The following is a 23,709-nucleotide window of genomic DNA, read 5'->3' on the forward strand; positions in this document are numbered from 1 at the left end:
TTGAATGTGGACGTTTTGTGGACGTTTTCACGTTTTGACGTGAGGGAGTTCCGAAGCCCAGATGCAACAAAGCCCCTGCATTTCTGCAGAGGCTTTGTTTTGTATGGTGCCAGGCACCAGGAGTCGAACCCGGGACCTACTGATTACAAGGAAGCTGCTCAGAACGGTAAAATCAAGGGTTTGGGAGATTCCTTATTACGTGCGGACACGCCAAAGCCCGCGCTATTCGGAGGCTCTAGATCGCTTGTTACGTGGGGTTTACTCGGACAGTTCATTCTTGCGGCTGGTAAAGGAAATCCATGTCTTCAGCACTGAGATTCCACTTTTTCGCGATCTCGCGTACTTCACCCGCATGAAGCAGCACGTTCTTGGCTGGGGGAAACAAGCTCGCATAATGATGTGAGAAGTGCCCCATCAGCATGACGATAACCTGCAAGTGACCTGTCCCCAGCATGTACTGATCTTCTAGGGTGACCGCTTGGCCGTTCTGAATCGCACCGATGTAGTCACTGTGGACATGCCCGCTTAGGAAGTAATAGGTCGAGGTGAAATAGGTTCTGTGCAAACCAGCCTCTACTGCCAGATCGTTCCAGTTCGCGGCTACACCCCAGTTACCCTTGCACACACGTTCTTGCTGGGACTTCGTGTAGTTTTGGAAGTGCGGAGAGCTCTGGATCAAAGGCCACAAAGCGGCGGCATCGTCTTTGGCTACCTGTCGGATTTTCCGAGCATCAACCGTGGTGGCGGCTAGTTTGCTCCGCTTTTTCCACCCACAATACTCCCAAACATTATGTCGAAACTCTTGCAGCGATTCATTTCCGCCGCTCAGAAGCCACGTCATGACTAAATAGTTCTCAAGCGATGAGCGAGTCAGAGTCGCTACTGACGAGTGGTCAATAAAGCCGTGTGGTGGGATGATCCCATTTTGAAAGGGAGAAGGTTCCAGTAAAGATCGCGCGGAACACATCTGACGAAAAAGTTTCTTTGCCAGGTCATGCTGACTGAACATCCACCCAGGGGAATCGGCTGTCGGATCGTGTTGAGTTGCCTGCGCGGTGATCATGTCTGCCATGAGCGAAATCAGAAGACCGAATTCCCTCTCAAGCTCTTCCATTCGTTGATACGGCATCCGCTTACCTCCCCGCTTTCTTCATGTTCATTCAGTGTATCAGTTCGCCTGTCGCCGCTGACCAGGCGCGACCTCGTTTCCCGTTACGTGCAAACACGCAAAAGCCCTCATAGATCGAGGGCTCTAGTTCGCTTGTCACGGGGGGTCAGTCAGCAGACGGGGATACGGTAGGGATACTCAAGTCGTAAACGTCCATCATCTTAGGGTCACGATGCCCGCTGGCTTCCTGCTTGTCTGCTCGGTTACCGACCGTATCGGTAATGCCGCGTCGTTTCAGGTCATGCAGGGCAAAGCGTTCCTCTGGCGTGACGGCGCCGTCCGCTATCGCCAGTGTGATGAACCTCTGCCAGGCGGTGTCGAGGCTGGACTTGAGAAGTGGGCCGCCGTGACTGGCCACGATGATGTGCCGCCGTGCTGGTGCGATCGGGATAGCCGTCTTGCGACGTTCCCAGGTCCTTGCACGAATCGCCTTCGCAGAATCCCACACCGCACGCAGGCGTGGGGTCCAACGCACGATGTTGTCCCGGCTACCCTTGCGCCGGTTGGTCAACAGCCCCTCGTCCAGCTCGTTGGCGTCGGTTAGGGTCACGACCTCGATGCCGCGCAGCCGACAGAGATAGGCCAGCTCCATTACGCTGGCCAGGTACTCCGGGCAACCACCTGGTTCATTGCGTGCCAACCGTCCACGTGCAGTTGCTCGATCGATCAGTACGTCCATGACGTTGTGGTGTGGCAGCCGGCGCTGTTTGCGCTCAATCGGCGCCTCGATACCGAGCGCGGGATTCACTTCCAAAAATCCCCGGTTACGGCCCCACTGCAACACGCGACGCAGGTATCGCAGTGCGTGCGCAGCTTTCGACGGTGTGCCTTCATCCGCAAGTCGATCGACAATGCGTTGTACCAGGGCCGCCGTAAATTTCTTTACAGCCAGGTCGCCCAGGGGCTTGCCCAATTTCGTGGGCACGTTCAGCAACACGTCGCGGGAATAGCAGTAATCATCGTGGGTTTTTGGGCTGAGTTTTTTATAGCGGTCGCTCTCGTGGAATTGCTCACAAACATAGCGCAGGGTGCCCCGATCAATGTTGGATGCCTCCTCCATAATCCGGTGAAGTTCTGCGAGTGAGACGTCCGCCGGCGCCAAATTCTTCCGGCGCTGTTTTCCTGTCTCGTCGTAATGAAGGGTGTAGAACGACAATTCCCTGAACTGACCGGTGGCTACCACCTGCCGCGCTTTGCCCGGGTTATCGCCGTGGCCGACGCCCCGGCTGGCGCCGGGATCTGTGACGACTTCCGGCCGCGCTATGCCGTGGACATCGAAGTACTCGGCTCGGATGGTGAAGTCGACCCCCTGTTGCCGCAGCTCGCCGGCGTGCCGCTGCCACTGCCCACCGGTGGCGAAGAAATGGGCATCTATGCTTTTCCAGAGGAAGGCACCCAAGTGGTGGTGTGCTTTGCCTATGGCCTGCCGAACAAGCCCTACATTCAAACCATTCTCCCACACGGGCTGAGCATGCCCCGGGTGCCGAAAGGTGACCAGGTCTGGCAACACAGCGAGGCCGCCCAGCAGCGCGTCGATGCCGACGGCAACTGGCTGCGCCAGACCGATGGCAAGATCCAGGACAAGGCGATCGAGCGCGAAGTGCAGGCCCTGGAGAACCGCGAGCAGTTCCAGAACCACACCCAGGCGATTGATGACCATTCGACCGAGACGGTGGGTGGGGTGAAGACAATCGAGGCGCTGGGCGCGCTGAAGCTGATGTCGGGCGGCTCCGCGAGCTTGGCGGCGGTGGATGATCTGCACCAGGCGACCGGGCGGGATTTGAACTTGGTGGTGGGACAGAAGCATAACGCCACGGTGGGTGGCGATATGCAGGAGCGGATTCAGGGGCTGCGCAGAAGCGTGGCCGGCGTCAGCCAGCAGTTGCAGGCGCCGAAAAACTGGATCGGGTCCGAGGGGGTTAACCTGTTTCAGGTGGTGTGCGACATGTTGGATCTGATACAGCAGATGAACACGCAACTGGCTGCGCACACTCATGTCCCTGGACCGACGCCGAGTCTGACCGATACAGCGGCATTCACGGCGAAGGCTTCCAAATCATTGGCATTGGCATTGGCATTGGCATTGGCCTTGGCCTTGAAATTGAAACCAATCACCGGATAGCAAAAGCGCGCCAGACGGTGGGCTTTGAATGAAGCCTTATGGTTTCGCTGTATCCGTGGTGCACTGCTTCAAGCGATCCGTATCCGTGCCGCTGCCTTCGCTGCTATCGATATCGCCGTTACGGTCGAGGTGAATTTCCGTCGTTGGCCATCGCGGCGTTATGCTGACGCAATGGTTTAGCCCCTTGTCATTCCACCAATCGAACCTCATGAAAAACTTATCGTCGGGAAAGATATGTCCTACATCACCGGTTGTCTCACCCGGACGCAATTCACCTCGGACGATTGTATGTTGTGTATTCAAGACGTAGCTGATGTTCTCTGTGCCATCGTTCGAATAGAAGACGTAGACCTTCGGCGGGGCGTAATACCAGAACGCAACCGCTGCCACGAGCAGCAGGACAATCCACCGTCCAATGTGTAGCGGTTTTTTTTCACTTGCAGACATGCTTTTTAACCCCTGCTGCCCACTCGGCTATTGGCACTGCCAACACCTTGTCCATGATGATTTTCGCGGTGACACCACCAGTCGGGTACTCCTTATAGAGGTTCATCCCGAGGATGATTGAGACCCTATCGGGTACATCGTCCCATGCTCGCATCCCTTCAACGCCTTCCGTTCTACGTGGGCCTTTGAATCTCTTAGAGTCTTGTGCTTTCCGATACAGGTCTGATCCTATTTGCTCAACACCGGCACCATCCAGCAGCACACCATCTGAAAGCCCTCCGGCTATACCAATGTATCCATAATGGATGTTCGACCAAATGTCATAGTAGTAGTCATAGGCCCCTTGCTTGTGCCAAGGGTGCGCACCAAAAATCGCTAGTATTTTCGGCTTGTGGTCCCAGTCCTGACCCTGAGCCACCCGTTCCGTCCAGATAGCGAGCGCAATTGTTTGCTTCCCAAGCGCGAGGCTGTAGAAGTCTGGGCCGGCCCCCATGCGGAGATAGACGGGCACTCCCTCCTCATACTTCTTCGTTTCCGCAGCAGCGTCGTAGCTGTTCAGATCCATCATTTGCCGAACATACGAGCTATTGATATTGGTGTTCATCTCGCCCGCGATGTACTCGGCCAGCTTCTCCATCATGTCCGGATCAGTACAAACAGCAGGTGCCGCCTCTGGCTCAGTCTTCGCCTCCGACTGCTTAGTGACTGCCTTGGGATCTACCAACGCATTAGCAGCGGCCACAGGTATCGCCAACACGGGCCGAGCCCATGAAGTTGATATTTGTGTCAGCGGAGGCAGAGGCAATCGGGGTGGTTCCATGACCAGGCATTGGGCAGACGTGTTTGTCACCCAGTCGTGCAGAAGAAATCATGCTTCGTCCCTATTCCTTGCAAAAAAAGCCTCCGTCATTGGAGGCGAAAAAGCATTGTAGGCCAGAGTCCTTCGAGGTATTGATTGATAGTGAGTTCAACAGGGTTTATCAGGCGAGTTTGTCGAAATTAGGGGTGCTTTCGGTCGAAGAGGCAAGGCAGATTGTCCGCTTCCACCAGTTAGCCAACGGCGTCAGGCTTGATGTAATCCCCGGTGGTGCCCTTGCTAGGGGAACGTCTAATCCTGAGCCTTCAAGGAGGCTGCTGGTTTACTCGAAGCAGCTTTGGATATCGGTCGCGAATTGACTGCGCCAAAGCCGGAACCGTCACCGAAATGGTGGAGGTTCTGGGTCGCTAATAAATAAGTGTGGACACTTTGTGGACGTTTTCACGTTTTGACGTGAGGGAGTTCCGAAGCCCAGATGCAACAAAGCCCCTGCATTTCTGCAGAGGCTTCGTTTTGTATGGTGCCGGCACCAGGAGTCGAACCCGGGACCTACTGATTACAAGTCAGTTGCTCTACCAACTGAGCTATACCGGCGTGTTAGGGCGACGATTATAGCGATTGGGTTGGTTCTGTAAACCCCTGAATTCAGACTATTTTTACTTGGCCCTCAGGTTAGCCTCGAACCAGTGCTTTCCTGAGTTTCTGAAGGGTGCGCCAGCCCCGACTATTTTGCATCGCGCGCAGTTGCGCTTCGGCGGTTTCGGCGCGTTGCAGGGCGGTGGCGAGCTGCTTTTCAGTGTCTAGATCGGCGGCGCTGATGGGGTGGGCGAGCGCATGGCCCTGGCACAGTTGAAAGTTGTCGAGGTTGCACGGTGGGATGTCGAAGGCGGGTTTGAGGTCAAGGTGTTCGTTGGCCAGGAACCAGGTGTTGATGCCGTCGAACAGGATGGCCTGGTAGCCGGCGTCGGTGACGAGGTGTTCCCAGGTGTGGTCGCGAGCCCATGGGGTTTCGATGAGGATGATCCACGGGCGCCAAGTGGCGAAGTCCATGCCGCGCAGGACGGTCTCTTCGTGGCCTTCGACGTCGATTTTCAGGAAGTGGATGGGGCGGTTCCGGGCGTGTTGCTCGCAAATGGAGGTAAGGGTGCGGGCTTTGACGGTTTGGCGGTGGATGTCCATGCCCAGGGCCGTGCGTTCCTGGGCGGTGGCCGGGTCGACGGTGGAGAGGCCGGTGCCGGGGATGCCGTAGAAGATGAGGTCGTCGGCGCTGTCGCTGGCTACGCATTGCAGGTTGGTGTCGTGAGGGCGTTGTTGGCATAGGGCGTCGTAGAAGGTTTGCATCGGCTCGACGTTGATGCCGGTCCAGCCCCGGTCGTAAAAGGCTTTGGTCACGGAGTCGTGGATGGGGTCGTTGGCGCCGACGTCAATGTAGAAGCCGTTTTCGAACTGTTTGAGGGCGCGCCACAGGCGGATGTCTTCGAAATTCTGTGCGTATGAAATGAACGTCACTGTTGCTTCCTGTCAGTCGTTCGTGGCCGCGCTTTTGGCGCCCTTACCCTCTTGTATAGCAAGGGGGGAATGCCGAGTGCGATTTTCCGTTCATGGCGTCCGGTATTCGGCGGTTATGTCCTTTCGATTGGATGCTTATGCACAACGGGATGGCTGATCAGTGGGATCAACGGCGTTTTTGTGGACTCGTTCTCATTTGTTCGCAAAGCCCTGTTTTTAGGCTTTTTTATTTATATGTACGAAAAATGAACAGTTGTGTTTCAGGCGCGAAACAGCGCATTTATTGGATCCACGAGAATTTCATCAACAGAGTTATCCACAGGCTGCGACTGTTTAAGGACGCTCGGCCAGGAGCAGGAAATTGCGCGGTGTGAGTGGGGTTTCGCAGAAGGTGCCGAGACGAACGGTATAACCCTGTTCGCTTAGGAAAAGTGCTCGATCAAGTACCAGCCACAGTTCCAATGGGCGTCGGAAAAGGCCACGCAGCAGCTCCAGATTGCGCACTTCGGCCAGTCGCTGCCAACCGGCGGCTTCAAGGGCAGGCCAATCCTGCGGGCCGATTGTGGATAACTCCTTTAGTGCGGCCAAATGATGGCAGTAGTCGGCAAAGGATTTATCCAGCCAGGCGCTGGGCAGGGAAGGTGTGGGCAGGTATTCGTCGACGCTGCGCAACTGCCGTTGCAGCAGGTCGAAAGCCAGCCGCCGCGCCATGGAAGTGTCGCGTTGACGTCGGACTCGAGCACCCGCAGTGACGGTTTCGCTCATCGGTAGTGCGAGGTCTTCGAGGGACAGCTGTAGGTCGGATCGACTACTCGCCGAGGAAAGGGCCTCATAAGTAGAAAGACTGATCCGGTTATAGCAGCACGGCGCAATGGCCAATTGTTTACATCCGGCCGCACTGGCGAGCCGGATCAACCGCACATGCAGATCACCACAAGCGTGCAGCGCTACCGGCGTGTGCTCAGCCTTCAATAAGGAGGTAGCGCCAACCCCGAGCACATCTTGCTCAACATGCAGCGCATGCAACTGATGACGCTGGCTGAGTGTCTGGCCGCTCAACACCAAAGAAGGATCGTATTCCAGACAGGTCAGCTGCTGTCCGGTTTGCAATAGACGCCGCCCCAAGTGCCCCTTGCCCGAGCACCAATCCAGCCAATGTTTCGGCGGCGCAGCGAACGACAAGCGACTGGCAAACGCCTCAATCTGCTGCCACTTGCGCCCCGGTACATCGACGTTCAACCGATTTCCAGCCACTTCAAGCGCATGTCCCGGCAACTCAGCCACCGAACTCAGCTCAAGCGACAATGCCGCCAATGAAGCAAACGGCTCCGGCGCATCCAGCAAACAAGGTTGGTTATGACTGCTTTCCGCCTCCTCCAGCGACCGTCCACGTAACCACAAGGACAGCGATGGGTAGGACGCTTCCCAAGGAAGCTGCAGATGAGTAAACGGCCGAGGCTTCCACAACGCCTGATGCTCAATCAGAAAAGCATCCAGCGCGGTGAAGCGGGCGAGTAGGGCCTCGCCCGTCAGCACGTAGGAAGTATCAACGCCCTTGGCAGGCATCGACGCGCAGCCAGCGCTCCAGCAGCTTGAAGCCGCGAACCAGCACGTAAGCCATCAACAGATAGAACATGCCCGCGGCGAAGAAGATCTCCACCGGCAGGTAGGTCCGGGCAATGATGGTGCGGGCCATGCCGGTCAGTTCCAGCAAGGTCACGGTGCTGGCCAGGGCGCTGGCCTTGAGCATCAGGATCACTTCGTTGCTGTAGGCCGGCAGGCCGATGCGCGCGGCACGGGGCAGGATGATATAGAACAGCGCCTTGGGCTTGGACATGCCCAGCGCCCGCGCCGCTTCGATCTCGCCCGGCGGAATTGCCTGAATCGCGCCGCGCAGGATCTCGGCGATATAGGCCGCGGTGTGCAAGGTCATGGTCGCCGTGGCGCACCAGAACGGATCGCGCAGGTACGGCCACATCGAGCTGTTACGCACCGCATCGAACTGCGCCAGGCCGTAGTAGACGAGGAACAGCTGAACCAGCAACGGCGTGCCACGGAAAAAGAAGATGTACGCGTAGGGCAATGACCGCACGTACCAGAGTCGCGATGAGCGCGCGATGCCTAGCGGAATCGCCAACAGCAACCCGGCGATCACGGCGATGGCCACCAGTTCCAGGGTCAGCGTTGCGCCTTGGGCCAGTTTCGGCAGCCATTTGATGATGACTTCCCAATTCATTGGGTGCTCCTCGCGAAGCCGCGAGCGGCGCGTCGTTCCAGGAAGTACATGCCGGTCATGGCCAGAATGGTCAGGCCCAGGTACATAAATGCAGCGACCATAAAGAAGGTGAACGGCTGCTTGGACACGGTTACGCCGATTTGCGCGTGACGCATGATTTCTTCCAGGCCGATCACCGACACCAGCGCGGTGTCTTTCATCAGAATCATGAACAGGTTGCCCAGCCCCGGAAGGGCGATACGCCACATCTGCGGCATGATCAGTTTGGTGAAGATGCGAAATTTCGACATGCCCAAGGCCACGCCGGCTTCTCGGTGTCCTTTGGGGATCGCCAGAATCGCGCCACGAAACACTTCCGTGGCATAGGCGCCGAAGCACAGGCCCAGCGCAATCACGCCAGCGGCGAAAGCATTGAGTGCGAGGTCGGGGTTGCCGAAAAACTCGCCCAGGGCACGCATCAAATTGACGGTGCCGAAGTAGATCAACAGCACCCAGAGCAGTTCCGGGATGCCACGAACCAGAGTCGAGTAAGTGCCGCCCAGCCATTGCAGCGGCTTGTGCGGAGAAGTCTTGGCCAAGGCGCCGAGCAGACCGAGTACCAGCCCCAGGCACAGGGCCGAGAGTGCCAGTTTCACAGTCATCAGCGCACCAGCGGCGAGCGCCGGGCCGAATCCGTAGAGGTCGATAATCATGGATTTCTTTTCAATCGCGGCAGGCAATGCCAAAGACTGGCACCGTCAGCGAACGGCGCCAGTCAGGCAGGTCAGAATCAATAGATGCTGAACGGGAAGTACTTGTCGTTAATCTTTTTGTAAGTGCCGTCTTCGACGATTTCTTTCAGCGCAAGGTTCAGCCTGGCGCGGATTGTGTCGCCTTTACGTACAGCGATACCGATCTTGTCGCTTTCTTCTACCGGATCACCCTTGAATTCGTAAGGGCGGCCAGCGTCGCTTTTCAGCCACTCGTAGTTGACGTATTTGTCCGCGAGGATGCCGTCCAGACGACCGGAGGTCAGGTCCAGATAAGCGTTTTCCTGGGTGTCGTAGAGTTTGACTTCAACGCCTTCCATGTTGTCTTCCATCCAGGTACCGGCGAGGGTCGCACGTTGTGCGCCGATCACTTTGCCTTGCAGGGAAGCCTTGTCGGTTTTGAAGTCGACGTCTTTCTTGGCGATGAATTGCAGTTTGTTGGAGTAGTACGGGTCGGTGAAGTCCACCGCTTGCTTGCGCTCGTCGGTGATCGACATCGAGGAGATCAGGAAGTCGAACTTCTTGGCGTTCAGGGCCGGGATAATGCCGTCCCAGTCGGACGTGACCACGGTGCAATCGACTTTCATCTTGGCGCACAGGGCGTCGCCGATTTCTTTGTCGAAGCCGACGACATTGCCACTGGCATCTTTATTGTTGAACGGCGGGTAGGCCGCTTCGATGCCCATCTTCAAGGTCTCGGCGACAGCACCGGCGCTGAAGGCCAGGGTGACGGCAGCAGCCAGGAAAATTCTCTTGTAGTTCTGCATGCGGGTAGCTCCGTTAGCGGTTGCTGGACATGAATTGTTTGCAGCGCGCCGAAAGCGGGTTGTCGAACACCTGCTGTGGCGATCCTTGCTCTTCTACCAAGCCTTGGTGGAGGAACACCACTTCACTGGACACCTGACGGGCAAAGCCCATTTCGTGGGTGACGAGCAGCATGGTGCGGCCTTCTTCGGCCAATGCGCGGATGACATTAAGTACTTCCTGGACCATTTCCGGGTCAAGGGCGGAGGTGGGCTCGTCGAACAGGATCACCTTGGGCTGCATCGCCAGCGTGCGGGCAATCGCTGCCCGTTGTTGCTGGCCGCCGGACAATTGCGCCGGGTAGGCGTGGCGCTTGTCGGCGATGCCGACCTTGGCCAGCAAGGCTTCGGCGACTTCGATGGCTTCGGCTTTGCTCTGACCGAGCACCCGGCGCGGGGCTTCGATGATGTTGTCGAGCACGCTCATGTGCGGCCAGAGATTAAAGTTTTGAAACACAAAACCGATCTCGCTGCGCAGGCGATTGATCTGTTTGCCGTCGGCGGCAACCAGTTCGCCGTTCTTCGCGGCCTTGAGTTTGAGTTCTTCGCCGGCCACCAGGATCTGGCCCTGGTGCGGGTTTTCCAACAGGTTGATGCAACGCAGGAACGTGGACTTGCCGGAACCGGAGGAGCCCAGGATCGAGATCACATCGCCGTCGCGGGCGGTCAGCGAGATGCCTTTGAGCACCTCAAGCTGTCCGTAGCGTTTGTGCAAGTTGCGGATTTCAAGCGCGGGCGTGGCCTCAGCCATGTGCGTTCCTCATAGTGTTTCGCTCCTGCTGTTGGCGGCCTTCCTGGCGAGGCGGCCAAGCTAGCATAGCGTTCGAATGGCAGCCAACAGCGCTACGGGCGGTAAACGGATGGCATGTGGCAGGTTGTCGCATCGGTACAGCAGACTGTCGCGCTGCTATCAACCGAACAGCCGTTTGAACCAGCCATCCCGCGGGTGTCGCGTAAAAAAAGGCGCGATGTTGCCAGCTTTGACGGGGTGTTGGAAGCGCTAACCGGACAAACGTTCCTGATCTGCACTTTTATTGTGCATCACACATTTTTTCAGTGTGTTTCTGGTGCGCTGATTCGTTCTTCAAGTGGGTCGCTCGGTAACGCTCTGGCGAATTGCCATTAATCTCAATGACTTGCGATGACTGCCCGGTCCTGCTGTGAGTCGCAGTTCTGGGGACTTTGTAACATTTTGGCGCAATTATTGCGTGCAGAATAAGGAACGCCCCGTTGGATTCTTTTTACGAGAAAGAAATGCCAGACGCGGTGGACTGAATCGCTTTCCTTGCAAAGGTAGTTTCAATGAGCAGCACCCAAAGCTCCAATGGCCTCGAACAGGGGCTCAAACCGCGTCATGTGACCATGTTGTCGATCGCCGGGGTTATCGGCGCCGGCCTGTTTGTTGGCTCGGGCCACGCTATTGCAGCGGCCGGTCCAGCCGTACTGTTGGCCTACGCCGCCGCTGGTGCGCTGGTGGTGCTGGTGATGCGCATGCTCGGCGAAATGGCCGTGGCCTCGCCGGACACCGGCTCCTTCTCGACATACGCCGATCGCGCGATCGGTCACTGGGCCGGTTTCACCATCGGCTGGTTGTACTGGTGGTTCTGGGTGCTGGTGATTCCGCTGGAGGCCAACGCCGCCGCAACCATCCTGCATGCCTGGTTCCCGAATGTGGCGATCTGGGCCTTCACTCTAGTGATTACTTTGCTGCTGACGGTGACCAACCTGTTCAGCGTGAAGAACTACGGTGAGTTCGAATTCTGGTTCGCCCTGGTCAAGGTCATCGCGATCATCGGTTTCATCGGTCTGGGCATTCTGGCGATCTTCGGCTTCCTGCCGAACAGCCAGGTCAGCGGCGTTTCGCACCTGTTTGACACCCAAGGCTTCCTGCCAAACGGCATGGGCGCTGTACTGGGTGCGATCCTGACCACCATGTTCTCCTTCATGGGTACTGAGATCGTGACCATTGCGGCTGCGGAATCGAAGAACCCTGGCCAGCAAATCTCCAAGGCCACCAACTCGGTGATCTGGCGGATCGGCTTGTTCTACCTCGTGTCGATCTTCATCGTCGTGGCCCTGGTGCCATGGAACGATCCAGTATTGGCCGCTGTGGGTTCCTACCAGACCGTGCTTGAACGCATGGGCATCCCGAACGCCAAGCTGATCGTCGACATTGTGGTACTGGTTGCTGTGACCAGCTGCCTGAACTCGGCGCTGTACACCGCCTCGCGCATGATGTTCTCCCTGGGCAAACGCGGTGATGCACCGGCCGTTTCCCAACGCACCAACAAAAGCGGCACGCCGTACTGGGCCGTGATCCTGTCCACCGGCGCCGCATTCGTCGCGGTATTCGCCAACTACGTGGCCCCGGCCGCCGTGTTCGAATTCCTGTTGGCTACCTCCGGCGCCATCGCGCTGCTGGTGTACCTGGTGATCGCGATCTCACAACTGCGTATGCGCAAGCAGCGCATGGCACGCGGTGAAAAAATCGCCTTCAGCATGTGGCTGTTCCCAGGCCTGACCTACGCGGTGATCTTCTTCATCGTCGCGGCCCTGACCATCATGCTGTTCCAGGAAGCCCACCGCGTGGAAATCCTCGCGACCGGGTTCCTGAGCTTGCTGGTGGTGGCGGTCGGGTTGTTTGTGGCTCGCCGTCGTCGCAATGAAAAGTTGATCGCAGCAGTAGCGCGCTGAGTGTTCTGACTCAAACCAAGTGCTGTTGAAACAAAGAAACGACCGCCATCAGAAATGATCGCGGTCGTTTTTGTTTTCATTCAGGTGTGTGATCAGGTGGCTATCTGATGGACACAATGGTGGCGAGATAGTAGCCTTCGCAGCAAATGTGTATCTCGCTATTGCGAGATGCAATGGAGTTTCAGGACACGGATTGTTCGACGCCCCCAGCCTTTCTGGCTAAAGCCCCCGACCCTTTCATGCCTGCTCCCTCATCTGACGCGCGTCACAGATGCATTTGCGTGTGCCTGCCAATTAACGGCAGATCAGAATCAGAGCTGCATGGAGCTAGCCCCGCCATTCAGCCAATCCATTGGGGCATCAAGGAGATAGACATGGCGTTTACATCGGTTGTGTTCAAAAACCCTCAAACCGGTGCCACGAAAGAAGCGCCAATCGGCTTTTCGTGGACCGTGTTTTTCTTTGGCTTTTTCCCGCCATTGTTCCGTGGTGACATCAAGTGGGCCGCGATCATGTTCGTAGTGGCCTGCTTCACCTTCAGCCTGAGCAATCTGGTGTTTATGTTCATCTACAACAAGCTGTACGTGCAGGACCTGATCGGTGCTGGCTTCAAAGCTCAATCCATCGCCAAAGGTGACCTGAGCTATGCCAGCTCCAAAATCGGCATTGAAATTCCACGTCTGGAAGGTGCCGCTGCCTAAGATTTGATCTTCGGCGGGCAAACAAAACGGGCGCAATCAGCGATGATTGCGCCCGTTTTGTTTGTCCGGGATTCAGTTGATCAGACGGACTCTTCCTTTGCCTCGGCGTCGTCCAGCGTCTGGCGATAGCTGTCCAGCGCAGTGCCGAAGTCAGTGATGAACTGCGGATCGGTCAGCCAGGCCTGGGCGGTTTCGCGGTCCATGCCGTCGGCCCACATGCGGTAGTCGATCAGCATGTCGGCAGCCAGGTGGGTGGCGGCCATCGCTTCGTTGTCGGCGTTTTCCATGTCCAGCAGTTCTGGATGGTCGCTGATGATGTCGGCGAGGTTCGACAGCAGGGTCATCAGCATGTCGTTGCGGCCGATGGCTTCGGCGTCGCGCATTTTGCTGAACATCGCCAGGGTGTATTCCGGGATCGGCTCGCCGATATCGCCCAAGTCATCGTCCAGTGCGGCGGGTTTGCGGCCGTGGATGTTGATTTGCTTGGCTTTGATCTTGGCGCGTTTGGCGCGTTTCTGTTGCTTGTTCAGGGATGCCATTAATTTCAGTTCGCTTTCGGTTGTGTTTGGGCCGCGATGGCGTCAGACGCCGCCACGTAGTCAGCCTGGAAGGCTGGGGATTCGATCCACGCCAGGGCAGCCGCTTCGTCCACTTCGGCGGACCACTGGCGATACTCGATCAGTGCCGCGAGGATGAAGTCGGTCGCTGTCTCTTCGCCTTCCTGCTCCAGCACCAATGCGAGCAGCGGGTGTTCAAGAAAAGCTGCGCACATCGCTTGTTGGCTGATCTTTTGTGCGTCGATCATTTCTTTGAACAGCTCGGTCAGGTCCACCGATTCGAAGTCGATGCGATCATCGTTCGGGTCCAACTCGACCGGCGCAGCGGCGCGTTGGGTGCGGTTCTGCTTGGCCTTGGCTTTGGCGCGGGTGGCGCGTTTTTGCTGCTTGTCGGCGGAGGCCATGGGCGTCGTTCCGTATTTCGTTAAGGGGACAGGTCACTCAGCTGCGTGGCACTCGCCGCCCGGGGGTGTCGGGGGCCAGTTCGCCGTTTTGCAGCCAGGACAATGCAATGGGCCATAGTGTGGCTTGGTATGGGCTGCGAAAAAAGGCGAAATGTCCGACTTCTTCTTCGCCGATGTCTTTCGGCTCGATTCGCAGATGGGTGGTCGTGCCGCCATTGAGGTAGCCGAGCAGGCGCTCGATGGCCGGGATGGTGCCGTAAGGATCGTCGCTGATGCTGATTGCCAGGGTTTTCGCGCTGACGTTGGCGAACGGCAGCCGTCCGTGTCTTGCGTGGATCACGCGGCCGCTGGGGCGCGTCTCGTAACGTGAGGTGGGCGTGCTCCAGTCGCGCACGACGCCAGCGGGAGTGTCTTCCAGCCAGCCAAGGCGTTTGCCGGGGAAGTAGCCGCAGACCATCGTCACCAACGGCATCACCAGGTGCCACTTGCCGAACATTCGCCAGCGATAAGCGGGCGCATAGTCGCGCCAGTAAGCGAACTGCGCGCCGACGGTCACCAAGTGCCGGATCAAGTGACCAGAGGCCCCCAGGCCCGCCGCACAGCCGCCGAAGCTGTGGCCGACCACGTCGATGGGTTGGCCGGGGAATTCACGCTGAGCACGCTTGAGCATCGCCTCAAAATCCAGCGCGCCCCAGTCGGACCATGTGGCGTTGAGCCCTTTCAGCGATGCCGGCCGCGATTCGCCGATGCCGCGGTAGTCGTAGGTGATGACGTCGAAGCCGTTGGCGAACAGGTAATCGGCGAAGCGTGAGTAGTGGCGGCAACGGACCGAGGTGGCGGCGTTGATGATGACGACCGGGCGAGTGCTGTCGTGATGGGTGTGGCGCCAGGTGAAACCGCCGAGGAGGAAGCCGTCGGGAGCGGGTTCCTTGAAGAGTGCACCGACGGTACTCGTTGGCGACCTTTCGGCTTGGGGCGCTGGAGATTGCGCGGGTGGGACTTGTTGCCGCATTGGCGCTCCGTTGCTGGCCAAGCCAGTGTCTGGCGAGGAAGTTTATCTAGAGTTTGTCTAATGTTTAAGGTTAGAAGAACGCCGGATTATCCAGCGACCTTTGTGCAAACCACCTGATTTTTCAATGCTTTGGTCACGCGTCGACATAGAGTGCAGCAGATTGCGAAATTTGTTTTGCTTCTGTTTTTCGTCTAAAGCGTCAGACAGTTTGTCTAGGATCAGCGTGGCCAGCTCAAAGCGTGATGCGGATCCATATTGCGTTAAATAATCGAGAACCATGTCTTTGTAGCAGACATCATTGAATGCCCGGTTGCGAATGTAGTCACTTTGGTTGCCTGTGCTTCGCGCCACTTGGGCCGCGGCGTAATAGTTCGGTTTCCGTCCTTCAATAAGCCCTCGCTTGCGCAACAGTCCAGCGGCATCGTCTGTAATGGTCAGCTTTGCCTTGTCCAGAAACGTCGCAAGATCCCAGGTTGGAATGTCTTCAGCGAACGGCGCATTGCGATGTTTCTCCGAGAACTTTTCTCGTGCAACGCGAAGTGCTTGTTCATCCAGATCACAGAACGTTGCATTCACTACTTTTTCGGCCGACCAGTCTCGGGTATCCATTGGCTCATTCAAAATGGCCTCAAGTCGTTCCTGTCGCATCTCGACCAATGCGTCGTCGAGTCGCTGCCAAGCTTTGTCGTGTGCATATATCGGCAATCTGGGCCGATGCCTGGGGATGTGGAATATCCAGACAGTCTTTCCTGAATCGCTGGTGGTCAGGCTTTCAACGCAAAATCCTTCCGAGTCCAGATTGGTGCATCTTCCTAATAGCCTCTGGCGAATGTTTTCAGGTGTGTAGTCGTGAAACTGCTGGATCCCGACAATGTGTAACGACGTGTCTTGGACGCCAACAATCAGATGCCCACCGGCTATATTGGCGATTGCGGACAGGTAGCTTGCGATATCCGAACCTTTACGCCCGGAGACTGCATGGGCGAGGTTCTTGAATTCCTTCCATTCGCAGGCGGAGCTTTCCTTTGGAAATTTTTCGCGCAAATAGCTTTGGAGAGCCGACTCGTTCATCGTGCGTCCTGATCACGGAGCCGTACTCCAAGTGCCGAGCATTCCCGATCCAGCTCCGCCCGCAGTTCATCCTCGCTCGGCAGTACCAGTTTGTACTTGCTGGCAAACAACTGTTCATTGCCCTGTAACACCGAGTAGCGCACCACTGATTCTTTTTTTTGCGCGCACAGAATGATGCCGACGGTCGGTCCGTCTTCAGCGTTGCGCTTGAGGTCGTCATACATGCGCACATACATGTCCATTTGCCCGACATCTTGATGGGTTAGTTCCCCGCGCTTGAGATCGAAGATGACAAAGCATTTGAGCAGGTAGTTGTAGAACACCAGATCGATGTAAAAGTCTCTGCCCTCGGTGCTTATGCGTTGCTGGCGGGCGACAAAAGCGAAACCGTTGCCCAGCTCAAGCAGGAAGCCCTGAAGTTGCTCGATGAGGGCTTGTTCAAGTTCGGTTTCCAGAACGAGCCCTGCATTGGGCAGGCCGAGAAACTCCAGCATCACGGGATCCCGGATGAATTCCCGGGGGCTCTCCGTCATCGCATGGATGTTGGTCGCGGCTTCCGTCATGACGGGCGCCTTGTCCCGACTCATCAGCAGGCGCTCGTAGTAGAGGGTGTTGATCTGCCGTTCCAGGGCGCGGCTTGACCAGTTCTGGTTGGCGGCTTCGTCCATGTACCACTGGCGAGCCTTGTCACCGTCGACGCGCAGCAGTCTGCGGTAGTGGGTCCAGCTCAATTCGAGACGCAGTGCGTCTCGAATTGGAAACACCTGATAAAACAGGCGCATTTTTCGCAAGTTGGTCTCGTCAAATCCCTTTCCGAACTCTGCTGTCAGAGTCTGCGCCAGCGTCGATAGCAACTGCTTGCCATACACCGCCCTCCGGGCGCCTTCCTGCTCGAACTCAACAATATGCCGCCCAATCTGCCAGCAGGTTTGTACTTGCGCGGTATCGACCGCTCTCAACACGTTCTGCCGCGCCTGCCGGATCAACTCGCCAAGATTGCCAAGCAGTGAGGCGAGTTGTGGGTCTGTGTTGTCGGGTTTGAGGTGGCTCATGAAATCTTCCGCCGCTGGATGAACTGGCGGAAAAGGATGCCAATGACGGGCTGGTCAGCGATGCCGGGCGTTGCTGGTAAACCGGAAGGAAATGCCGGATTCGTTTTGCAGGATCAGGCCGACAAAAACCCAGGCATTTGGAATACACCCTGTAGTCCCATTCGCAGTGACTCCAAGTCCCAATCAATCTAAAACTTGAACATCCCGCCGGAAATCTAAAAGGCGTAACGAGTGGGTTCCATGGAACCCGGGAGTCGCCATCATGAGATACGTCCATTCCCTCGTATTGATATTCACCGCCCTCGGCGTGTTGATGTTTCCAACCCTGTCCTTAGCCGCCAGCCTCGACCCGGTCGACAGTTCGGGCGTGCAAGTGCAGCCGCAACTGCAAAACGGAATTAGCTACTTGTCTGGCGGTATCGGCGAGGATGAGTCAAAGGCCATCCAGCAGGCCAAGGGTTACAACCTGCACATGACTTTTTCCGTGGGTTCGCAGAATGAATACATTCCCGACGTGGATGTGGTCATTCAAAAAGCCGAGGGGCAAACCGTGCTGACGATTAATCAGGCCGGCCCTCTGGTTTATGTCCAGTTGCCCGCCGGCAAGTACACCGTGGTTGCGACGCGCAATGGCGAGGTGCGGCGTGACGTGACGGATGTCGGCGACGGCACGGCTCGCAATCTGGTTTTCCACTGGAATGGTGAGAGCTAGAGGCTGCGGATTTTGACGTGACGAGATCATTAACTTGATCGTGAGTCTGTCCGCCGTACCCGGTCGCTTGCATTGATGAGGGATTTGTCGTGGGACGTCTCGTGTGGAGGCGCGGGGCGGGTCTCGGAGATCGTTGTAAAACTCTCCGGGATATTTCGCAGCGAAGAGCAAAGCAATTCACTGGCTCGCCGAGGCGTGAAGAGGTTGGCGATTTTTTCTGCGAGGGGAGAGATACAGGTTTTGTGTTTTTTTCAGTACACCTGAAATCCCGCGATGTTCGTGCAGGTATGATCGCGTCCTTTGGCGATTGATCAGGGACGACAATGATAAAACGGCACTTATGGATGGGACCGGCGCTGGCGGCGCTATTGAGCGCAACCGGACAAGCGTGGGCGAGCGAGCCGTCCTCGGTGTACCTGCGTTGCACCATGGCCCCGGAGCAGTACGCCAAGGCAATGGCGGCTCCCCCGGGTTCGGCGCACGCGTACAGCGACTGGCAGCGGTGGTTCGACGGGGTAGACATGTCCGGCTCGGGCAAGGTCGATGCCGAGTCGCTGCGTGATTCTGGCGCGCAGAGCCTGGAGGAGTTGGTGCAATCCTGGGGTGGGCGTTCTCGATATGACCAGACCACAGGAAGTTGGCAGTTTGTCTTGCCGCAATTCACCGAAAACTACGGCGAGATGATCCAGTTGCTGGCGCCGCTGCGCAGCGTTGCGCCTTACTGCGCAGCCAACTCCGCCAGTTTCCTGTTGGTCTATTCGTATATCTGGGGTAATGGTGACAACGCCTACCTGACCCTCGACAAACAGCACAGCCAGTTTGCAGCCGCGCCGACGCCAGCCCAGCGTAAAGAGGCAGATGCGGCGCTCGAGGCGCTGATGGATTCAGGTGCGGACTAAGGCAGCCTCAGGCGCTGATTGCTCGCGGCGTGCCTATGGCGCTAAATCGCAGGCAAATAAAAACCCAAGGACATATTGTTCCTTGGGTTTTTTTCGGTATTTGGTGGCAGAGGCTTCGCAGGCGCGGGCAGCGTTTATTTCGTGAAGCGAACCTCTAGAACCTGGCCAGATTTTTCATCTATCCGGCAATTGCACCCAGCAAAATTTGCGACCCACAGTGGTTCCTCAATCGTCACGCTGGTATAGGCGTCCACGGCACCCATTCCAATATCCGGCGCTCGCCAAAGTAGATTGCCTGACCGGCCGTAGCAGAAAAGATTTTGCGCAGGAGCATTCCGCTCAAAAGCCATCCAATCAAATATCACCAGCACCCGCCCATTGATCAAAACGGCTTCAAGGGCAGGATATTGACCCTCAAACCGCACCCCGTCCCCGAAAATCCAGTTGCCGCTCACTTCAAGTTGCATGCGTGCTCTTCCTGTTCGGTGCTTTTACCCAATTGCGCCAGGTCAGCCACTCTTTACCGCTACAATCCCGCGCCTTATAAAGCGCGATATCGTCTGCCCGCTCATCACGGTGGTGTCCCTGCCGGTGGATGCCGCGCTGGACACCGTGTTGCTGCCAGTGGATTACATCAACACGTTATGACGCATCTTCAATCTGACGCGTCCTGTGGCGCGTCAGGCGGGCAGCCGGGCTAACGGCGAGTCCGTTTGCGCTTTGGCTCGTCCGGCGCCGCCAGCACGATTCTATGCAGGTTCATGAGCCAAAAGGTGACTCGGCCTTCGCGGTACGGCGGGGGGTGGGGCAGGGGAGTGCGGGTTTTCTCTGGCTCATGACGTTGGTTACCCTTTTCCGTAAGGGGAAGCAAAAGTACCGCGGATCGTAAGCAGAAAACGCACCGGATCAAATCGCGCCCATAAAAAAACCCTGAATCTTGCGATTCAGGGTTTTCGGTATTTGGTGCCCAGAGACGGAATCGAACCGCCGACACGGGGATTTTCAATCCCCTGCTCTACCGACTGAGCTATCTGGGCAACGGGGCGCATTAAACTGGTTTTTCAGGGGGTCGTCAAGAAAGTTTTCAAAAAAATTTTAATTATTACCGTCGCTTACGATCCGACCCCCGAATAATCGGGATTATTCAGCTGGCGGAACATAGCCTTCGGCCTGGGCGTATTCCTCGCCGGAAAAGAACTTGTCCATCTCGCCCTGCAGATATTTGCGATCTTCGGCGTTCATCATATTCAGGCGTTTTTCGTTGATCAGCAGGGTCTGGTGTTTCTGCCAGTCGGCCCAGGCCTTGGCGGAGACGTGGTCAAAAATGTCCTGGCCTTTTGCGCCAGGGAACGGAGCGCGCTCCAGGGCGGGCAATTCTTCTTTGTACTTGCGGCACATGATGGTGCGGGTCATGACGACTCTCCTGCGTTCAATACGGCAGCCGCGCGTTCGAGCAAGGTTTTGACCGGGGCGGCAAGGCCCAGGCGCGGCGGGGTGGCGAGGTTATACCAGAGCCAGTCGGCCTCGGCCACGTGATGGCCGGCTTCCTGGACCTGGACCAGCCAGGGTTCGATGGACAACTGAAAATGACTGAAGGTGTGCACCAGGCTCGGCAATGCCTGTTGGCTGCCCAGTTCCAGCGAGTGCTGCGTGGCCAGGTGTTGCAGGTCGTCGAGGTCGTCGAGTTCCGGCAAGCTCCACAAACCGCCCCACAGGCCCGTGGAAGGCCGGCGGTAAAGCAGAATCGCGCCTTCGCCGTTGGCGAGCATCGGCATCAGCGTGCGCTTCTGTGGCACGGCTTTGCGCGGCTTGGGGATCGGGTAGCGGGTTTCCAGGCCGAGCATGTGCGCTTCGCAGCCCTTTTCCAGCGGGCAGAGCAGGCAGCTCGGTTTGCTGCGGGTGCAGAGCGTGGCGCCCAGATCCATCATCGCCTGGGTGTAGGCGTTGACCCGATCATGGGGCGTAAAGCGCTCCGCATTCGCCCAGAGCTGCTTGGCGACCTTTGGCTCGCCCGGGTAACCCTCTTGCGCGGTAAAACGCGCCAGCACCCGTTTAACGTTGCCGTCGAGGATCGGCGCCCGCAGGCCCATGCTCAGGCTGGCGATGGCGCCGGCCGTGGACAAACCGATGCCTGGCAGTTCAACCAGTTTTTCCACGTCCCGGGGAAACTCGCCGCCGTGTTCTGCGACGACGATCTTCGCGGTCTTCTGCAGATTGCGCGCACGGGTGTAGTAACCCAGGCCCGTCCACAAGTGCAGCACTTCGTCTTCCGGCGCGGCGGCCAGGGCTTCGACCGTCGGCAGCGAGGCCATGAACCGGTCGAAGTAATTCAGCACGGTGCTGACTTGGGTCTGCTGCAGCATGATTTCCGAAACCCACACCCGATACGGGGTGATGCCCTGCTGCCAAGGTAAATCGTGGCGGCCATGGCGGTCGTACCAATCCAGCACCGCCGATGAAAACTGCTCGGCTCTCATCGCTTGAACAGCCCCTTCAGCGCGTTTTTCAGTTCGGGGCTGACTTTGTCACCGAGCTTCTCGTCGATTTTGTCGCTGAGTTTCTCGCCGGCCAGTTTGGCCGCGACCTGGCCCATGCGTTCGTTGTCCACGCGGCAGGCCTTGGCACCCAATTCCAGCGGGCCACGGCAGCGCAGCGGCCACTCGATACCGACGTATTTCTCGCCGACCTGGCAGGCCGGATCGGGCATATCGCTGGTGTCGCCTTCGACGATGATGCCAACGCGGTAGTCCATGCCCAGCACCCGCAGATCGACGTCGCCGTCACCATTGACGGTCATGCCCGGGATGCGCACTTTCAGGTCCGGATTGCTGGCCACGCCGTTGCGGAAGGTCAGGTTGCCCTTAAGCTCCTGGAACGGCGTGTCCTTGCCCCGCGGTTCGCCGCTGAGGGTCTTGCGGTTCAGGGGGGCGATGCCTTTGCACAGTTGTTGCTCAAGGTTGGCGTTGAGCAACACGCCATTGTTGATGACGAAACTGGCGTTGCCGTTGAGGCTCTCGATCAGTGCGCTCTGGCTATTGCCGCTTCCGGTCAGCGCACTGTTGAGCGTCACCAGGCCTTTGACCGGCGGGTTTTTGCCCTGGCTTTCGAGGATTTTTTCCACCGGCACCTTGGTGATGTGGGTTTGCATGCTCAGCGCCGGCACTTGCTGGCGCACGTCGAGGGTGCCCTTGGCTTCGAAGTTGCCGTTGTACAAGTCACCACGCAAATTCTCCAGGGTCAGCAGGCCGCCCTGGCCGGTGGCCTTGAGCGCAGCGTTCTGGATCGGCAGTTTGTCGAGGGTCAGTTGGCCGAAGGTCAGGTCGGCGTCCACGTCGAGTTTGGCCAAGCGCTCCACCGGCAGCAGGCGCTCGGTGCTCCAGGCGCCTTTGGTCGGTGATGGCGGCAACGGCGTGGAGCCCGCGCCCGCCATGGCATCGGCCTCGGTGCTGGCCACTTCGGCCTGACGCACTTGCGTCGCGCTGCTGGCTTCGGCGGATTTTGGCGGCAGATAGCGGTCGACATTGAAGGTGTCAGCCTTGAGGACTGCTCGCAGCGATTGCTTGGCAAAATCCTCGACGGCGATACGGCCGCTGAAGCTGCTGTCGTCGACTTTCAGGTTGATGTTGTCGAACGCCAGGCTGGTTGGCGTCCCGGAGAGGCGGCTGACCAGCTCGACTTTACTCAGGCTGCCCTCGGCCATGGCCGGGAGTTTCTGGCCGACGCTGTCGACGAATTTCGCCAGGTCAAACTGGGCAATCGACAGGCCACCGTTGATTTGCGGCGTCTTGTCGAGGTCGTTGACCTTGAGTTCGCCCAAAGCACGCAACTGGTTAGCGGAGATCTTGATCCCGGTCCATTCGGCGACGTTGGCTGCTTTATCCAGCAGCAATTGGCCTTGGGCGGCGAAGGTCATGGTCTTGCCTTGCAACGGATCGCCGGTCACTTCGCCCGACAGCTTCATGTCTTCGAACTGGTAACGCTGGAGGGCGCGGGCAATGCGTAACTCGCCGTTCAGCTCAGTACGAATCCGCAGCGCCGGTTGGTTGGAGGACAGGAATGCAGTGAGCTTGAGCGGAATATTGGTCGAGTCGTGGACCGCGCCGGTGCTCATCTGGATGCTTTCGGCGCTGTAGTTCTTGCCGGTTTTTTCATCGTTGTATTCAACCCGCGCGTTGTTCACGGTCAGGCTGTCGATGTCCAGGCGGATCGGCTGCGGCGGTTTTTCCGCGACGACCGGGGCTTCCGGTGCCGGTTCGCCAGCGGGAACGGCAGGCGGGGTCGCGCCGGTATTGGCCGGTGCCGGGATCTTGCCGATGTCTTCCCAATTGCCGTGGCCATCTTTGTCGCGGTTCAGGCGCAGGTTCAAGCCTTCGACGCGTACATCGCTCATCTGCACTTCACGGCGCAGCAGCGGCAGCACGCGGACCGACAGGCCGAGCATCTGCAAGTCTGCAAACGGTTCGGTGGGTTTGACCAGGGTCGCGACACTGGCTTCGTGCAATTCCAGGCCCAGCCACGGGAACAGGCTCCAACCGATGTCGCCATTGAGCGTCAGCTCGATGTGGGCCTTGTCGCGGGCAATCTGGCGAATCTCGTCTTTATAGTCGTTGGGATCGAAGAGGTGGGTCAGGGCAAAGCCCAGCGCCACAATGATCAGCAACAGCCCGAGAAGTACCAGACCCAGGATTTTGCCGAACGCTTTCATGGGCGAGTCCTTGTAGTTAGTCGAATTCGAAATTTAGCCGGGGAGTATAGC

The 23,709-nt window shown here is 57.7% G+C and carries 24 protein-coding genes, 2 tRNA genes and 1 pseudogene; 6 read left to right on the forward strand and 21 right to left on the reverse strand.

Annotation, left to right across the window (positions count from 1 at the left end; genetic code table 11):
* Positions 1–271: 271 nt before the first annotated feature.
* Both ACA071_RS01575 and ACA071_RS01580 read right to left on the reverse strand, forming a co-directional pair.
* Complete coding sequence (locus ACA071_RS01575) at positions 272–1,129, reverse strand: DUF5677 domain-containing protein (RefSeq protein WP_497642856.1); 858 nt, start codon at positions 1,127–1,129, stop codon at positions 272–274.
* Positions 1,130–1,274: 145 nt separating this feature from the next.
* Positions 1,275–2,228, reverse strand: a complete 954-nt coding sequence (locus ACA071_RS01580; RefSeq protein ID WP_497645252.1) for a site-specific integrase — start codon at positions 2,226–2,228, stop codon at positions 1,275–1,277.
* 75 nt (positions 2,229–2,303) lie between these two features.
* On the opposite strand from ACA071_RS01580, the gene ACA071_RS01585 reads away from it, so the two are divergent.
* Positions 2,304–3,290: a hypothetical protein gene (locus ACA071_RS01585; protein WP_497642857.1), complete on the forward strand. Its 987-nt coding sequence runs from the start codon at positions 2,304–2,306 to the stop codon at positions 3,288–3,290.
* A gap of 36 nt (positions 3,291–3,326) precedes the next feature.
* Here the strand turns inward: ACA071_RS01585 and ACA071_RS01590 are convergent, their stop codons facing one another.
* The 9 genes and pseudogenes from ACA071_RS01590 to ACA071_RS01630 form a co-directional block, all read right to left on the reverse strand.
* The gene (locus ACA071_RS01590) at positions 3,327–3,737 is read right to left on the reverse strand and encodes a hypothetical protein (protein ID WP_497642858.1); all 411 of its coding nucleotides are present in this window, start codon (positions 3,735–3,737) and stop codon (positions 3,327–3,329) included.
* Positions 3,724–4,609, reverse strand: a pseudogene (locus tag ACA071_RS01595) (polymorphic toxin type 44 domain-containing protein). The gene ACA071_RS01590 and the pseudogene ACA071_RS01595 overlap by 14 nt, the downstream one beginning before the upstream one ends.
* 463 nt (positions 4,610–5,072) lie before the next feature.
* Positions 5,073–5,148 (reverse strand) — tRNA-Thr (locus ACA071_RS01600).
* A gap of 78 nt (positions 5,149–5,226) precedes the next feature.
* On the reverse strand, positions 5,227–6,063 hold the full coding sequence (locus ACA071_RS01605; protein WP_497642859.1) for an FkbM family methyltransferase: 837 nt from the start codon (positions 6,061–6,063) through the stop codon (positions 5,227–5,229).
* Between the two features lie 333 nt (positions 6,064–6,396).
* On the reverse strand, positions 6,397–7,629 hold the full coding sequence (locus ACA071_RS01610; protein WP_497642860.1) for a methyltransferase: 1,233 nt from the start codon (positions 7,627–7,629) through the stop codon (positions 6,397–6,399).
* On the reverse strand, positions 7,610–8,299 hold the full coding sequence (locus ACA071_RS01615) for an ABC transporter permease (protein WP_497642861.1): 690 nt from the start codon (positions 8,297–8,299) through the stop codon (positions 7,610–7,612). The genes ACA071_RS01610 and ACA071_RS01615 overlap by 20 nt, the downstream gene beginning before the upstream one ends.
* A complete protein-coding gene (locus ACA071_RS01620) occupies positions 8,296–8,991 on the reverse strand; it encodes an ABC transporter permease (RefSeq protein WP_497642862.1) in 696 nt (231 codons plus the stop codon). Before ACA071_RS01620 ends, ACA071_RS01615 begins: the two co-directional genes overlap by 4 nt.
* A gap of 77 nt (positions 8,992–9,068) precedes the next feature.
* Positions 9,069–9,815, reverse strand: coding sequence for an ABC transporter substrate-binding protein (locus ACA071_RS01625; protein WP_169372065.1), 747 nt, complete (start codon positions 9,813–9,815; stop codon positions 9,069–9,071).
* A 13-nt stretch (positions 9,816–9,828) separates the two neighbouring features.
* Positions 9,829–10,602, reverse strand: a complete 774-nt coding sequence (locus ACA071_RS01630; protein ID WP_027922189.1) for an ABC transporter ATP-binding protein — start codon at positions 10,600–10,602, stop codon at positions 9,829–9,831.
* Positions 10,603–10,716: 114 nt separating this feature from the next.
* Here ACA071_RS01630 and ACA071_RS01635 point away from each other — a divergent pair, with 114 nt between their 5' ends.
* The 3 genes from ACA071_RS01635 (at position 10,717) to ACA071_RS01645 (ending at position 13,246) form a co-directional block, all read left to right on the forward strand.
* Entirely contained in the window at positions 10,717–10,977 is a 261-nt protein-coding gene (locus ACA071_RS01635) for a hypothetical protein (RefSeq protein ID WP_497642863.1), read from the forward strand.
* Positions 10,978–11,153: 176 nt separating this feature from the next.
* The gene (gene gabP, locus ACA071_RS01640) at positions 11,154–12,545 is read left to right on the forward strand and encodes a GABA permease (protein ID WP_497642864.1); all 1,392 of its coding nucleotides are present in this window, start codon (positions 11,154–11,156) and stop codon (positions 12,543–12,545) included.
* A gap of 374 nt (positions 12,546–12,919) precedes the next feature.
* The gene (locus ACA071_RS01645) at positions 12,920–13,246 is read left to right on the forward strand and encodes a hypothetical protein (protein WP_497642865.1); all 327 of its coding nucleotides are present in this window, start codon (positions 12,920–12,922) and stop codon (positions 13,244–13,246) included.
* Between the two features lie 80 nt (positions 13,247–13,326).
* On the opposite strand, the gene ACA071_RS01650 is transcribed toward ACA071_RS01645, so the two are convergent.
* From ACA071_RS01650 to ACA071_RS01670, 5 genes are read right to left on the reverse strand one after another with little or no spacing between them, the layout of a single operon-like run.
* Entirely contained in the window at positions 13,327–13,785 is a 459-nt protein-coding gene (locus ACA071_RS01650) for a hypothetical protein (protein ID WP_497642866.1), read from the reverse strand.
* A gap of 5 nt (positions 13,786–13,790) precedes the next feature.
* Positions 13,791–14,207, reverse strand: coding sequence for a hypothetical protein (locus tag ACA071_RS01655; protein WP_133837810.1), 417 nt, complete (start codon positions 14,205–14,207; stop codon positions 13,791–13,793).
* A 37-nt stretch (positions 14,208–14,244) separates the two neighbouring features.
* Complete coding sequence (locus tag ACA071_RS01660; protein WP_497642867.1) at positions 14,245–15,219, reverse strand: alpha/beta hydrolase family protein; 975 nt, start codon at positions 15,217–15,219, stop codon at positions 14,245–14,247.
* Positions 15,220–15,276: 57 nt separating this feature from the next.
* Positions 15,277–16,290 (reverse strand): AlbA family DNA-binding domain-containing protein, encoded by a 1,014-nt coding sequence (locus ACA071_RS01665; RefSeq protein WP_497642868.1) that lies wholly within the window; start codon positions 16,288–16,290, stop codon positions 15,277–15,279.
* Positions 16,287–17,342, reverse strand: coding sequence for a PDDEXK nuclease domain-containing protein (locus tag ACA071_RS01670; RefSeq protein WP_497642869.1), 1,056 nt, complete (start codon positions 17,340–17,342; stop codon positions 16,287–16,289). Before ACA071_RS01670 ends, ACA071_RS01665 begins: the two co-directional genes overlap by 4 nt.
* A gap of 262 nt (positions 17,343–17,604) precedes the next feature.
* On the opposite strand from ACA071_RS01670, the gene ACA071_RS01675 reads away from it, so the two are divergent.
* Positions 17,605–18,054, forward strand: a complete 450-nt coding sequence (locus ACA071_RS01675) for a carboxypeptidase regulatory-like domain-containing protein (RefSeq protein WP_497642870.1) — start codon at positions 17,605–17,607, stop codon at positions 18,052–18,054.
* A 368-nt stretch (positions 18,055–18,422) separates the two neighbouring features.
* Positions 18,423–18,953 (forward strand): hypothetical protein, encoded by a 531-nt coding sequence (locus ACA071_RS01680; RefSeq protein ID WP_497642871.1) that lies wholly within the window; start codon positions 18,423–18,425, stop codon positions 18,951–18,953.
* A gap of 134 nt (positions 18,954–19,087) precedes the next feature.
* On the opposite strand, the gene ACA071_RS01685 is transcribed toward ACA071_RS01680, so the two are convergent.
* From ACA071_RS01685 to ACA071_RS01705, 5 genes are all read right to left on the reverse strand, one after another.
* A complete protein-coding gene (locus tag ACA071_RS01685; protein WP_497642872.1) occupies positions 19,088–19,420 on the reverse strand; it encodes a DUF7957 family protein in 333 nt (110 codons plus the stop codon).
* A gap of 494 nt (positions 19,421–19,914) precedes the next feature.
* Positions 19,915–19,990 (reverse strand) — tRNA-Phe (locus ACA071_RS01690).
* 103 nt (positions 19,991–20,093) lie between these two features.
* Positions 20,094–20,366, reverse strand: a complete 273-nt coding sequence (locus tag ACA071_RS01695) for an oxidative damage protection protein (protein WP_054054381.1) — start codon at positions 20,364–20,366, stop codon at positions 20,094–20,096.
* Positions 20,363–21,430 (reverse strand): A/G-specific adenine glycosylase, encoded by a 1,068-nt coding sequence (mutY, locus tag ACA071_RS01700; protein ID WP_123511222.1) that lies wholly within the window; start codon positions 21,428–21,430, stop codon positions 20,363–20,365. The genes ACA071_RS01695 and mutY overlap by 4 nt, the downstream gene beginning before the upstream one ends.
* Positions 21,427–23,658 carry an AsmA family protein gene (locus ACA071_RS01705; protein WP_497642873.1) on the reverse strand — a complete coding sequence of 744 codons (2,232 nt, stop codon included), beginning with the start codon at positions 23,656–23,658 and terminating at the stop codon, positions 21,427–21,429. The genes mutY and ACA071_RS01705 overlap by 4 nt, the downstream gene beginning before the upstream one ends.
* Positions 23,659–23,709 lie beyond the last annotated feature (51 nt).

Source organism: Pseudomonas sp. LBUM1646 (assembly GCF_059716165.1).